We start from the raw sequence: 14,234 nt of genomic DNA, 5'->3' as shown, positions 1-14,234 counted from the left end.
TTAGTTTTGAGATTTGGCTGTCGGAATATAATCTAAAATCAAACGCTGATTCGGGTTCAAATACTTCTTAGCAACTTCTCTGATTTCTTCTCTTGTAATAGAATGATAGATGTCAATTTCAGTATTGATTAAATTGACATCGCCATACAGAAGATAGTAAGAAGCTAGATTTTCTGCAATTCCCTCTACGCTTGCATTGGCATTTACGTAATTGTTATCGAATTTGTTTTGTAATTTTTCGTAATCTTTTTCAGAAATAAGATCGGTTTGAATTTTTACAATTTCTTCATCTATTTCTTTTAAAATATCATCAATTGTGTACGGAGCCATTGGCAAGCCGTAAAGAATGTATGTTCCGTAATCTTCTTGGCTAAATCCTACAGCGCCAATTTGTAGCGCCATTTTTTTGTCGTCAACTATTTTTTTGTAAAGTTTAGAGCTTTTTCCATCGCTTAAATAAGATGAAATTAGGTCTAAAACTCTGGCGTCTCTAGTTTTCATTGAAGGTGTTCTGTATGAGGCAACAATCATTGGAATCTGAATGTTCGGATCTTCATAAGTAGCTTTAATGGTTTGTGTGATTGGCTCTTCTGTAAAAGTTTGTTTTTTAACTTCTTCACCTTTTGGAATTGGTCCAAAATATTTCTGAATCCATTCTTTTGTTTTTGCTTTTTCGAAATCCCCAGCAACAACCAAAACAGCGTTGTTTGGCGTATAGAATTTTTTATTGAATGCCTGAAATTCTTCAAGAGTTGCGGCGTCCAAATCTTTCATGGAACCAATAGTTGTCCATCTGTAAGGGTGGTTTTTGAACATGTTTTTCTTAACCTCTGCCAGAATATTTCCGTACGGCTGATTATCGTAACGCATTCTTTTTTCTTCTTTTACTACTTCGTTTTGCGTGTCAACACCCACCTTATTTATAATAGGATGCATTAATCTTTCAGATTCCATCCATAAACCAAGCTCTAGGCTGTTAGAAGGAAAAACTTCATAATAATACGTTCTGTCATCAGATGTGTTAGCATTGTTAACTCCTCCATTTGCAGTAACGATTTTCATCCATTCCCCACGTTTTATGTTTTGGGTTCCTTCAAATAATAAATGCTCAAAGAAGTGTGCAAAACCTGTTCGGTCGGGACGTTCATCTTTTGATCCAACATGGTACATTACTGAAGTGATCACAACTGGAGCAGATGGATCATTGTGTAAAATGACATGCAGTCCGTTGTCTAAATCGTATTCTTCAAAAGCTACTTTTTGGGCATGAGCCACTCCGCCAAGCATTAATGCAGCACTTAACATCATTATTGATTTTTTCATAAAGATTAATAATTTTAAAATATCAACAAGAGTAGGTCGACAAGAGTTGATTTTGGTTACATCAAAAATAGTTTTTTTTAGTTATGTATTGCAGAATTGTTTTTAAATAAACACTATTTTAACAATCTTTTACTTTAAATTAATTTTGTTTTATATGCAGAACTGCTTGAAAAACAACGTTTTTTCAGGTGGAAATATTTTTGCTTTTATAGGTTGCATAGTAAATTATTAGTTGTATATTTGCAACCTTAAAATTCAATAAATCAATTTGATATGTATGCAATCGTAGAGATAGCAGGGCAACAATTTAAAGTAAGCAAAGACTTAAAGGTTTATGTTCACCGTTTAGCTAATGAAGAAGGTTCAAAAGTTTCTTTTGACAAAGTTCTTTTATTAGATGACAATGGAAATGTAACTTTAGGCGCCCCAGCTATAGAAGGTGCTTCAGTAGAAGCTAAAGTGTTACAACACTTAAAAGGAGATAAAGTTATCGTTTTCAAAAAGAAAAGAAGAAAAGGATACAAAAAAAGAAATGGTCACAGACAATATCTTACTCAAATTGTAATTGAAGGTATTACTGCAGCAGGAGGAACAAAAAAAGCAGCAGCTAAAAAAGCGGTTGTAGCAGAAGATGCAGCAGCTACTGAAGAAGTAGAAGCAGCTCCAAAAGCAAAAAAAGCAACTCCAAAAGCAAAAAAAGAGACTACTAAAGAATAATAACAATATTTAAACTCATACGTCATGGCTCACAAGAAAGGTGTCGGTAGTTCGAAGAATGGTAGAGAATCAGAATCAAAACGTTTAGGCGTTAAGATTTATGGTGGTCAAGCTGCTATTGCTGGGAACATCATCGTTAGACAAAGAGGTTCAAAACACAATCCAGGTGAAAACGTTTACATTAGTAAAGATCACACTCTTCACGCAAGAGTTGCTGGAGTTGTTAAGTTCCAAAAGAAAAGAGATAACAAATCTTATGTATCTATTATTCCATTCGAGGCATAATAATCATAGATTACTTTTTATAAAAAACCCGTTCTGAAAAGATCGGGTTTTTTGTTTTTAGCTTAAGACGGTTTAGTGAAAAATTTGTATTTGCAAGACTGAGGATAATTAGATATCTTCAATTCTTTAAATGTTATAAGTTGAAAAAAAAAGTCTTATTTGCCCTTTTGTTCTGTATAAGCACTTATGGTAAAGTTGTGTCGGATAGTATTGCCATTCATTTGAGTGTACTAAATGGTAAGCAGAAAAATGTTTTATATGAATTTGAAGTTATAAAAAATAATGGTTTCAATACAGATCAGTTTTGGAATGCGCATAAAAATGAATTTCCTCGTTTAAGTAATAATCTGAGAGACGAATTAGCAAAGGAAGTTTTTCTAAATTCAGATATTGTATATGCACCGCAAAAAGATTCTACGGTGCAATTGTGGATGCAAACAAAATTGCTGACCAATTGGATGTTTTATCTTTCTGCATTTATAGCTATATGTGCTATTGTTGCTCTGTTTAAAAGGTATTGGAGTCTGCTCATTCAGTTTTTAATTCGTCATATTGCTCCGATATTAAAGATTTTGTTTTCGCCAGTTTTACTGACTATTGAATTGCTTTTAGTTGGAATAGCTTGTGTAATTTGTGGCTGTATTATTGAGGAATTTGTGCTACGAACTGTAGTGATACATTTAGGCTTGTTTTTGTTATGGAGCCAGTCTACGGCTTTATTTACAAAAGAATATTGGATTAAGAAATATGTTTATGAAATAGAAAATAACTTTTGGGGTAAAGATTCTTGGGAAACCATAAAAACAATTTGTTTTCCAGCTTTTATAGTTACGATTGCTATTTTATACGTATTGTATAAAGTTCCTACCGATGCTTTTTATAACTACGAAGTGGTTTTGTCGGGAGTCGCTGCGGTTTATGCTTTACCTTTCTGGCGCTCTTTAGAAAAGTATATTTATCCTGTTTTATTCCCTTTTTCTAAAGAAAATTATAGAGAGAGAAGCGTTAATTCTCTGGCTGCATGCACTGTTGTTGCGATTGTTGCCACAATACTATTTGTACTGCAAGAAAATCGTACTTTTAGTAATATTATCTCGGCTCTATTAAGTTTATTGATTGTGTCATTTTTAATTTTGTCATTAAAAATGAATCATAAACACAGTTTAAGAAACTATTATTTTATACAATTTGTAACGTTTCTTTTTCTTAGTGCAGTTTTTATGTACGGGTTTTATTTTCAGTTAAACGAAGTTATTTGGTTTGCGATTATAGGATCAACCTTATTTGTAATTGTAAAGTATATGGAAGCTTTTTCTTTTTTTTCAGATTGGAAAAGAGGAAGAGGCTGGGCTTGGAAATTGCTCGGTTTAGCCTTGCTGTTATGGATTATGGGTAAAGGAATTTTGTGTGTTTCGAAACAAATATTTATACTCTAATTTTCTGTAAAGGAAAAAACCTTTGTCAAAGTTTAAATCTGTAACAAAGGTCTATAGTGAAAATTGGAATTTGGAATTTCCAGAATTAGAGTTTTATTTATTCGGTATCTTTAGTTTCTTCCAAATCTTCCGTTTTCTTACCGACTTTTACTTTTGGATTATCCTGAGTTCCAGTTACAGTCAATGGAATTCCGAAAATACCAAAAGGAGGAAGTCCTAAACGCATTTTTAGGTTTAATTTTCCATCTAGGCTTGTTGTTCCTTCAATTCTTGGTCTAAAGCCTGCAAACTTAAATTTAAAGCGTTCTACAGTTATGATATTGTTCTTAACTGTTGTTTTGATGTCAACTTTAGAAAGATCTGGGTTTTTCATAGATTCAGAATTGGTTTGTTTGCTTACAGCATTAAACATTTTCAGACCTCTCACTTTTACATCTTTTATAGAAAGTGTTCCGCCTCCAACAAGTGAAGGATAAACAGGATCCATATTTCCGTTTAAACGGCCTTTTAACTGATAATCTAAAGAAACAATTCCCTGTGCTTTCTCTGCAGCGCTTGCCATTTTTCTGAAAACTTCAATCTCGTTATAAGCTCTCTTAATGTCAAAATCTGTAGCTTTTATGGCGTAATCAAAATTAGCTTTTTGTGGCGTTACAGCTTGGTAATTGGCATTCATGGAAACGTTGCATCCAATTAAATTAAAACCAGTATTTTGCATGGTTAATTTACCATTTTTCATAGATAAATTTCCAGTTGCATTTTGAAGATTTAATTTGTCAAAATATACTTTTTGAGCGTTGGCAAATAATTGTAAATTTAAATTGGTTGGAATAATTATAACACCAGTCTGAGTGTTTTCAGATGGTTTCGTTTCGGTTTTAGGAGTAGAACTCTGTGTTACTGGTGTGTTTGGATCAACGCTTGACATGAATTCGTCTACATTGATATATCGAGAAGTAACTTTAAAAGAGCCTTTTAAAACGCCTGTATTTGTGGTAACGTAATTGATAACATTCTGTAAATATCCATTCATTTTAAAATCAGACTGCCCGTATGCAGCTAGGAAATTATTGAAGGACATTTTATCCTGATTGATTTTAAAAATTCCTTCCTTAATGATGAATTTTTTCGGAAGATATTCAGAGGCTATTCCAATATTTCTTAACTCAAGCGTTCCTTTGTTGTTTAATTTGCTGTAATTTCCTTTTTCGGCATCACTTTGTTTACCTTTTAAGACTAAATCGGCTTTTACAAAACCATCTAAATCAAGACCTTTTTGCGAAAAGACTCTGTAAATTCTGCTAATATCTAATTCGCCTTTGGCTTTTACATCATAACTCAAATCGTCAAAATTGCTTAAATCGGCTTGTACAAAAACAGGTTTTCCTTCAAAAGTAAATTGCGTTGGCTGTAAATTTACTTTCAGATCGGCAAATGTTCCTTTCTGGTTTTCTATTTTCGATTTAATCGTAATGTCAGTAATCGGATTTGGATAATATGGAGTTTTTAAATATCCATTTTCCAAATTAAGAACTCCGTTTGTAACAGGAAAACGCTTGTTCTTTTGGTCAAATATTCCGTTTGTTTTTACGTCGCCAGTCAAAGTTCCTTTCAGTTCAATATCTGGAATTCCAAGCGCTTTAAGTAGTTTTTCAAGATCGATTTTGGCCTTGAAATCAGCATTAATATCTGGTGTGTTTACACCTTTAACCAAAAATTTCGATTTTAAATAATCCTGATTGATATTTAGCGATAAGTTTTTTGCGTCAACAATTACCAAATCTGGATTTAAAGAAGGAACAGTTGTTTTAACATCTAAATTTAAGTTTGAAACCGGAAATGCGCTTTTGTTATAATTGACAAAACCATCAGTTACTTTTACATCCAAATCTAGATCGGGTGCTATATTTTCAGAAGTAATATACTTTCCTTTTAAAGTCAGCAGCAGATTTGTGTTTCCTTTTAATTCGGTTTTAGAAAGCCAAGTAATATATTTTGGAGGTAACGCTGTAAAAACATCATACAGCTTACTGTTTTCAGATTTAATTACAAAATCCATATTATAACCATCTTTCAAAAAATCAAATTTCCCTTTAAAATCGACTAGTAGCTGGTTGATTTTTAGATTGTTTTGTTGAAAAAAGAAAGAAAGTGAGTTGATGTTTACTTTTGTAATTAAATCTGCATCAACCTTTTTATTCATTAAATAAGGTTCATCTTCATAAACAATATTTAATTTTTCGATGTTTGCTTTAGAATATAAGTCAAAAACGGCTTTGTTTAAATCTCCTTTTCCTAAATAGTTAAATCCGTATGCGTCAAAATGGACTTTAGTAGACTTATCATCATAAACAATTTTGCTGTTTAAAATTTCAATTCGTTCCAGTTTAAGCGCGGTATCACTGCTGTCTTTGGCTTTAGAAGCTTGTTCCTGTGATTTGTAAATGTTGTAATTCGCTTCTCCGTTTGCATTCACTTTTACATTTATAAAAGAATCCGATAAATAAATCTGATCAATTTTTACCGATTTGCTGAAAATTAGACTTGCCACATTTATTCCAAAAGAAACCTCTTTTGCGGTTATGAATTTTTCTTTTGTATACGGAGCTGAGCCATTAAGGCTTAAGTTGTCTAAGGTTAAAGTGAGTGAGGGGAAATGGTGGAAGAATGACACCGAAACATCAGAATAATTCAGTTCTGCGCTTAATCTTTCGTTGGCTGTTTTCTTTATTTGTTCTTTAATCTGGTCCTCAAAGACGATAGGCGTTAAAAATAGTAATGCTATGATAACTGCGAAAGTTATTCCGGTATACTTCGCAATTTTAAAAACGATTGATCTCGATTTACTTTTTTGCATAACGAATTTTGGTTTTTTAAATAAAAAAAATAGAGTTGAAAAAAGAGCGTAATTTATCCGTGAACGGTTTCTTGTTTACCATAATTGGTAATAATAGAACCTTCATATTCAATCCATTCTTTCCAGCGTTTATCAATGTCGATGTTATCTTGATATTTTCTGGCAAATCCTAAAAAAGTAGTATAATGTCCTGCTTCAGAAATCATTAAATCTCGGTAGAATTTAGCTAATTCTTCATCTTTAATATTCTCCGAAAGCACTTTAAAACGTTCGCAGCTTCTGGCCTCAATCATTGCAGAGAATAATAATCGGTCGCACAGAGCATCTCTTCGGCTTCCGTCTTTTTTCATGAATTTAAAAAGCTCATTTACATAATGATCTTTTCGTTCACGTCCTAAAGTAAGTCCGCGCTGCTTTATAATGTTGTGAACCATCTGAAAATGTTCTAGTTCTTCTCTGGCAATTTCTAGCATTTCTGTTACCAATTCTTCAATTTCAGAATTGTAAGTAACGATACTAATCGCGTTTGAAGCCGCTTTTTGTTCGCACCAAGCATGATCCGTTAAAATTTCTTCGATATTTGACTCAACGATATTTACCCAGCGAGGGTCTGTAGCTAATTTTAATCCCAACATAATTTCCCAGCATTTAGATTTTGCAAAATTAGTGATTTTTTACGTCCGAATATCTGGAAGTTGGGTGCAAATCCGCGGAAAAAAGCATTATTTTGTAATATGAAACAAAGATTATGAATCAAATCAAAAAACTTTTAATTATTGGGTTTGTTTGGCCCGAGCCAAAGTCTTCTGCAGCAGGTGGAAGAATGATGCAATTGATTTCTATTTTCAAAGAAAATGGATTTGAAATTACATTTGCAAGTGCGGCTCAGGATAGCAATTTTATGGTTGATTTGTCTGAATTTGGAGTAATAAAAAAAAGCATCGAACTTAATTCTTCAAGTTTTGATAATTTTGTAGCCGAATTAAATCCAGATGTTGTCTTGTTTGATCGCTTTATGGTCGAAGAACAATTTGGATGGAGAGTAATTGAAAAGTGTCCGAAAGCAATTAGAATTCTAGATACTGAAGATTTACATTGTTTAAGAACTGCAAGACAAAAAGCCTTTAAAGAAAAACGAAATTTTGAAATTCATGATTTGTTGTCTGAGGAAGTGGCAAAACGTGAAATTGCCAGTATTTTAAGATGTGATTTATCTTTGATTATTTCAGAGTTTGAAATGAATATTCTGAAAGATATTTTTAAAATTAATCAAGATTTACTTTTTTATCTTCCCTTTTTGGTTGATGAAATGAAAGAAGAAGATTTCTTAGAATTGCCTTCTTTTGAAAACCGAAGTGATTTTGTTTTTATTGGAAATTTTCTTCATGAACCAAATTGGAATACCGTTCAATATTTGAAAGAAGCAATTTGGCCTTCTATAAAAAAAGATTTTCCAGAAGCGGTTTTGAAGGTTTATGGTGCTTATCCTTCGCAGAAAGTATTGCAGTTGCATCAGCCTAAAAACGGTTTTTACATTATGGGAAGGGCAGAAGATGCCAACGAAATAGTAAAAAACACAAAAGTGGTTTTAGCGCCAATTCGGTTTGGAGCAGGATTAAAAGGAAAATTATTAGAAGCTATGCAGTGCGGAACGCCAAGTATAACCACTTCAATAGGTTCCGAAGCTATGCATGAAAATTTGCCTTGGAATGGTTTTATTGAAGATGATCCAGCTGAATTTGCTAAAAAAGCGATTGAGCTTTACCAGAATGAAAATCTTTGGAAACAATCACAAAAAAACGGAATCGAAATCATTAATAAATGCTATCAAAAAAGCGATTATTCAGATAAATTGATTTCATTGATAAATTCGCTTTTGGTTGATTCAAAAAAACATCGTCTTCATAATTTTATGGGTAATTTGCTCCAGCACCATGCGTTCAAAAGCACAATGTATATGTCAAAATGGATTGAAGCAAAGAATAAATAGTCGCAGTTTTCAGTCACAGTTTTCAAGTCTGTAGTTACTGAAGACTGCGACTGAAAACTGCGACTCTAAACTAAGCTTCCATTTTACCAAATCCTACCGTTTCGCGATAAATTTGAGGTGAAACATCAGCGTTTGTTTTAAAGAAACGACTGAAATAATGTTCGTCTTCATAACCTAATTCGTATGCAATTTCTTTGACGGTTTTGTTGGTTAAATAAAGTTCTCTTTTAGCTTCAATAATGATTCTTTCCGAAATTAAATCGGTTAAGGTTTTGTTGAAATAATTCTTAGACAATTTTGCCAATGCTTTCGGAGAAATATTTAATAATTCGGCATAATTTCCAGCTGAGTGTTTGGTTTTAAAATTCAGTTCAATCGCATCTTTCAAATTTTGAAGAATTATAGGTTCTTTTGAATCTGGAACTGATTTCATTTCTTCTAATTGTTCTGTTTTTAATCTCGAAGCGGTAATTAAAAAAATCTTCAAATAAGAAATAAGCAATTCATATTGCGCCAATTCAGCATTTTGAATTTCGGCTTTCATTTGATCAATAATCATATTAAAAGTTTGCGAAGCTTGTTCTGTAACCTGAACATACGGCGGTTGATAAATATTATTGAACAAAACACCATTGCACGAAACTTCTTTTTGATGCATGTGAATGCAATAAAAATCGGGATGAAAATGAATCGCAATTCCTTCAATTGGCTCATTTACACAAAGCATAAAAGGCTGATAAGGCGAAAAGGCGAGAAGTGAGTTTTCTTCAAAATGATGTTCTGCAAAATCAGCTTTTACTTTGCCTTTTCCTTTAGTTACCCAAATTAGAGAGTAATAATTGTTTCGCTGCAAATGATCAAAATGACTATTGTCTTCAAAAGGAAGAATCTTAAAAGCTAAATTTCCATTCTGCGGATTGATTAAAGTAAAAACATTTTGAGAACTCATAAATTGTTTTGTTTTTTGAAAGTATAAAGATAGCCATGAAATAAATCCACAGCTATCTTTATAAATTGTTTTTTGTTATAGTGAATATGTAGATTTTGATTAAACTGTAGGAAAGTCAATTTCAGTATTTGCTACATTGTTAAAGTAGTTTGTTAAAACGTTTAATGCTACATGACCAATAGTTTCTGCAATTTCAGCGTCAGAAACTCCTGCATTTTTGGCTTTGTTTACATCTTCATCATTTACCAAACCACCTTTGCTGATTAATGTTTTTGCCAATTGTAAAATAGCCTCTGTTTTAGCGTCAGCAGAATTTCCTAATCTTGCTGCTTTTAAAACTGCTGGATCTGCTTTTACTAATTTCTCTCCAATAAAAGTATGCGCTGCTAAACAGTAATCGCAAGAGTTGCTTTCTGAAACTGCTAAAGCAATTAATTCGCCTGTTTTTGCGCTTAATTTTCCGTGGCTCAAAGCTCCGCTTAGGTTTAAGTATCCTTCAAGAACTGCTGGAGAATTTCCCATTGTTCTCATCATGTTTGGTACAACGCCCAATTTTGCTTGAACTGCGTTGAATAAATCTTTAGTTTTTCCTGTTACTTCTTCTGGATTTAAAGCTGTTAATCGTGTCATTTTATTTATTTTTTAAAGTTGTTATTTGTTGTTGTCTTTTGACATTACAAAGTTGCGACGATTGAAGATTTTAAAACATGGAGAATGTACGCTATGTGATGGATAATTTTCCCTGCTAGTTTTTTAGGAGCTATTTCCCGCTATTTGTTCCAGTCTTTTGTGCCGAACCCCGGCACAAAAGGATTTCCACTTCTATCGGGGCTAGGACTCTCGTTTTTATAAGATTGTTTTTCAGTAGTTTGCCATCCTGGCGAAGGAAGGATCGCACTCAGAAATTCTGCAAACAATTAACACAATCTTGTCATTTCGACGAAGGAGAAATCTTCGCGAGTAACTCCGCAATGAGAATCCGATCTTTGTCGAGCTTCTCGTGAAGATTTCTCCTTCGTAGAAATGACAAATAAGGCGTAAAAAAAGAGGCTGTTCCTAAAGAACAGCCTCTTTTTAGAGTTATAATCTTGAAAAAACTATTTCAAAACACTTGCAGCATCTTGAATAGTCGTTGCGTGATAACCAGATTTAGCTTTATCAAAAACTTTTTTAGCCCAAACTTTTCCTTCTGGAGTTTTAACCATTTCTTTATAAAGCATCATGATAGAGCCAGTTCTGCTGCTTCCAATTAAAAATTGTTCAATTGCAGGATCGGCAGCTTTATATTGATGGCGAATTGCCTGCACAAACCATTGGCGTTTAATAATGAAATTACCACCTTTAGTAAAGTTGAATTCTTTATCAATTGCTTCCATTTCTTTTACGGTAATATCAGCAGGAAGATGGTCAATAAAATGCTGTTTTTCTGCGGTAGTTGTGATTTTTTTGCTCAAACCTGCAACGCCGGTTTCTCTCCAGCTTTTTTGGATTGCGTCAATAGCGTCAAATTCTGCTGAGCTAACAGGAACAATGTTTGATGGAATTCCTGGTTTGTAAATCCAGTTGTCTAATTGGATTTTATCTGCTAAAGCTTTATCTCCTTTAATAAGATTTTCGTTTAAATACTTTACAAAATCTTCTGTTGTGATAGATTGGAAAGCATGAGAATCGAAATAGTTTTTAATAAACGGATCGAATTTATCGCGACCAACTGCATTTTCAATAACTCTTAAAAAAGAATACCCTTTTACATAAGGGATCATGCTGATTCCGTCATCAGGATTTCTTCCAGTAAGGCTTACTTTTAATCTTGTGTCTGGATTTGTATCTCCGTATTCAGCAACATTATCAACCAATTCTTTATTGGTGATAACGTTTTGCATATCAAATTCTTTTTTGCCAAAAATTGCTTCTCCAATTCTGTGCTCAACGTAAGTAGTAAAACCTTCGTTTAGCCAAATGTCATCCCAAGTAGCATTTGTAACTAAGTTTCCGCTCCAGCTATGGCCTAATTCGTGTGCTAGTAAACTTGTAAGTGAACGATCTCCAGCAAGTACTCCTGGAGTTAAAAAAGTCAAGTTTGGATTCTCCATTCCGCCATAAGGGAAACTTGGTGGCAAAACCAAAACATCATAACGTCCCCATCTGTATGGTCCGTATAATTTTTCAGCAGCATTTACCATTTTTCCTAATTCAGCAAATTCATAAGCAGCGCTTTTTAGAACAGATGGTTCTGCATAAACTCCAGTTCTGTTGTCGATTGCTTTAAATTCGATATCTCCAACTGCGATTGCCATTAAGTAAGAAGGGATTGCTTTGTCTTGTTTGAAAGTATAAACTCCGGTATCATTTTTCTTCTGCGGATTTACAGCGCTCATAACGGCTAATAAATCTTTAGGAACTGTAACTTTAGCATTATAAGTAAAACGAATTCCTGGCGAATCCTGACACGGAATCCAGGTTCTAGACCAAACGCTTTCTCCTTGAGAGAAAACAAAAGGTTTCTTTTTGTCTGCAGTTTGCTCTGGTTTAAGCCATTGTAACGCAACGCCATCTTTAGTTGTGTTGTAGTAAATGTTTACTTTAGTTGTGTTTGGCTCGATTGTAATGTGAAGTGGTTTTCCATGAAATTCCGTGTCTTTTCCAAGCTCGAATTTGGTTTCTTTTTCTTCGTCGCCTAAAGTTACTTTTGTAATATCTAAAGTGTTTTCGTCGAAAATAATTTCATTTCCTTTACTGATGTTGTCAATTGTCCAAGATGCTTTTCCTGAAATAGTTTGCGTGTCAAAATCAACTTTGATATCAAGATCAAGATGTTTTGCAACAGCAAGTTCTGGTTTAGAGTAACTGTGTTCGTCTGTAATAGTAGCTGTTTTTTCTGTTTGCTCTTTTTTCTGGCAAGCAATTGCTGTCAGAAATAAAGCGACAAGAATTAGTTTCTTCATTTTGTGAGGTTTTGAATTTGAGGATGAAAATTAAACAAAAAATCCCGTTTTGAATAAACAAAACGGGATTTAATTATAAAATTAACAACGATTACGCCAACATTGTAACTGGGCTTTCGATGTATTGTTTTAATGTTTGTAAGAACTGAGCTCCAGTTGCACCGTCAATTGTTCTGTGGTCGCAAGCTAATGATAACATCATTGTGTTTCCAACTACAATTTGGCCGTTTTTAACTACTGGTTTCTCAACAATTGCACCTACAGAAAGGATAGCCGAGTTTGGTTGGTTGATAATTGAATTGAATTCAGTAATACCAAACATGCCAAGGTTAGATACTGTAAAAGTACTTCCTTCCATTTCTTGTGGTCCAAGTTTTTTGTTTTTAGCTCTTCCAGCAAGATCTCTTACTGAACCGCCAATTTGAGATAAACTCATAGCGTCAGTAAATTTCAATACAGGAACTACTAATCCGTCTTCAACAGCTACAGCAACACCAATGTTTACGTGGTGGTTGATTATAATTGCGTCTTCTTTCCAAGTAGAGTTGATTTTTGGGTGTTTTTTCAATGCTAAAGCACAAGCTTTGATTACCATATCGTTGAAAGATACTTTTGTATCAGGAACGCTGTTGATAGCAGCTCTAGCTTGCATTGCTTCGTCCATGCTTACCTCGATCACTAAGTTGTAGTGAGGAGCAGTGAATAAAGATTCAGAAAGACGTTTTGCAATGATTTTACGCATTTGAGAGTTTTTAATCTCTTCTGTGTAAACTTCACCAGCAGGAACAAAAACTTTTGGTGCAGCAGGAGCAGATGCTTCTTGTTTAGCAGCTGGTGCAGAAGCAGCAGTTTGTGCTTGAGCAGATGGAGTGAAGTTCTCGATATCGCTTTTCACGATACGTCCGTTTTCTCCAGAACCTTTAACTTGAGATAACTGGATTCCTTTGTCAGAAGCAATTTTCTTAGCTAATGGAGAAGCTAAAATTCTTCCTCCATTTGAAGCTTCAGCAACAGCTTGTGGTGCTTTTTCAGCAGCAGGTGCAGCTTTTTCTTCTGCGGCAGGAGCACTTGCGGTTGCAGCGCCTCCAGCAGTAAAGTTATCAGCAACTCCAGAAATATCAGTTCCTGCAGGTCCGATGATAGCTAATAAGCTGTCAACTGGAGCAGTGCTTCCTTCTTGAATTCCGATGTATAATAAAGTTCCAGCATTGAAAGACTCAAACTCCATTGTAGCTTTGTCTGTTTCAATTTCTGCTAAAATATCTCCTTCAGCTACAGTATCGCCAACTTTTTTCAACCAAGTTGCTACAGTACCTTCAGTCATTGTATCACTCAAACGAGGCATAGTTACAACTATAACACCTTTTGGTAATTCAGCTGCAGCTTTTGCAGGAGCAGCAGTTTCAGTTTTTGCTTCAGCAGCAGGAGCGTCCGCTTTTGGAGCTTCAGCAGCAGGAGCATCACCACCAGCTAAAAGAGCAGAAATGTCTTCTCCTTCTTTACCAATGATTGCTAATAATGAATCAACAGGAGCAGTTTCTCCTTCTTGAATTCCGATATGTAAAAGAGTTCCTTCGTTAAAAGATTCGAACTCCATTGTTGCTTTGTCTGTTTCGATTTCAGCTAAGATATCACCTTCGCTTACTTTGTCGCCTACTTTTTTAAGCCAAGTTGCTACCGTTCCTTCAGTCATAGTATCGCTCAAACGAGGCATTGTTACTTTAATCGCCAT

General features: G+C 34.1%; 11 protein-coding genes. 4 read left to right on the top strand and 7 right to left on the bottom strand.

Going from position 1 to position 14,234, the window contains the following annotated elements:
• On the bottom strand, positions 1–1,323 hold the full coding sequence (locus AAYQ05_RS15540) for a M16 family metallopeptidase (RefSeq protein WP_177211040.1): 1,323 nt from the start codon (positions 1,321–1,323) through the stop codon (positions 1–3).
• A 273-nt stretch (positions 1,324–1,596) separates the two neighbouring features.
• Between AAYQ05_RS15540 and rplU the strand changes: the two genes are divergently transcribed.
• The 3 genes from rplU (at position 1,597) to AAYQ05_RS15525 (ending at position 3,761) form a co-directional block, all read left to right on the top strand.
• Positions 1,597–2,040 carry a 50S ribosomal protein L21 gene (gene rplU, locus AAYQ05_RS15535; protein WP_343544336.1) on the top strand — a complete coding sequence of 148 codons (444 nt, stop codon included), beginning with the start codon at positions 1,597–1,599 and terminating at the stop codon, positions 2,038–2,040.
• 24 nt (positions 2,041–2,064) lie between these two features.
• The gene (gene rpmA, locus AAYQ05_RS15530; RefSeq protein ID WP_012023622.1) at positions 2,065–2,325 is read left to right on the top strand and encodes a 50S ribosomal protein L27; all 261 of its coding nucleotides are present in this window, start codon (positions 2,065–2,067) and stop codon (positions 2,323–2,325) included.
• A 140-nt stretch (positions 2,326–2,465) separates the two neighbouring features.
• Positions 2,466–3,761, top strand: a complete 1,296-nt coding sequence (locus AAYQ05_RS15525; RefSeq protein WP_343544335.1) for a hypothetical protein — start codon at positions 2,466–2,468, stop codon at positions 3,759–3,761.
• A 97-nt stretch (positions 3,762–3,858) separates the two neighbouring features.
• On the opposite strand, the gene AAYQ05_RS15520 is transcribed toward AAYQ05_RS15525, so the two are convergent.
• Entirely contained in the window at positions 3,859–6,618 is a 2,760-nt protein-coding gene (locus tag AAYQ05_RS15520) for an AsmA family protein (protein ID WP_343544334.1), read from the bottom strand.
• Positions 6,619–6,671: 53 nt separating this feature from the next.
• Positions 6,672–7,253, bottom strand: coding sequence for a MiaE family protein (locus tag AAYQ05_RS15515; protein ID WP_111379367.1), 582 nt, complete (start codon positions 7,251–7,253; stop codon positions 6,672–6,674).
• 113 nt (positions 7,254–7,366) lie between these two features.
• Between AAYQ05_RS15515 and AAYQ05_RS15510 the strand changes: the two genes are divergently transcribed.
• Positions 7,367–8,608 (top strand): glycosyltransferase family 4 protein, encoded by a 1,242-nt coding sequence (locus tag AAYQ05_RS15510; protein WP_343544333.1) that lies wholly within the window; start codon positions 7,367–7,369, stop codon positions 8,606–8,608.
• Positions 8,609–8,678: 70 nt separating this feature from the next.
• Here the strand turns inward: AAYQ05_RS15510 and AAYQ05_RS15505 are convergent, their stop codons facing one another.
• The 4 genes from AAYQ05_RS15505 to AAYQ05_RS15490 form a co-directional block, all read right to left on the bottom strand.
• Positions 8,679–9,557, bottom strand: a complete 879-nt coding sequence (locus tag AAYQ05_RS15505) for a helix-turn-helix domain-containing protein (protein WP_343544332.1) — start codon at positions 9,555–9,557, stop codon at positions 8,679–8,681.
• Positions 9,558–9,656: 99 nt separating this feature from the next.
• Positions 9,657–10,187: a carboxymuconolactone decarboxylase family protein gene (locus AAYQ05_RS15500; protein ID WP_343544331.1), complete on the bottom strand. Its 531-nt coding sequence runs from the start codon at positions 10,185–10,187 to the stop codon at positions 9,657–9,659.
• Between the two features lie 467 nt (positions 10,188–10,654).
• Positions 10,655–12,502, bottom strand: coding sequence for a hydrolase/aminopeptidase (locus tag AAYQ05_RS15495; RefSeq protein ID WP_343544330.1), 1,848 nt, complete (start codon positions 12,500–12,502; stop codon positions 10,655–10,657).
• A gap of 91 nt (positions 12,503–12,593) precedes the next feature.
• Entirely contained in the window at positions 12,594–14,234 is a 1,641-nt protein-coding gene (locus tag AAYQ05_RS15490) for a dihydrolipoamide acetyltransferase family protein (protein WP_343544329.1), read from the bottom strand.

Origin of the sequence: Flavobacterium movens (assembly GCF_039581425.1) — a bacterium.
Lineage (GTDB): Bacteria > Bacteroidota > Bacteroidia > Flavobacteriales > Flavobacteriaceae > Flavobacterium > Flavobacterium luteolum.
The sequence above is the reverse complement of the archived record's forward strand: the minus strand, read 5'-3'. Positions and strand labels throughout refer to the sequence as shown.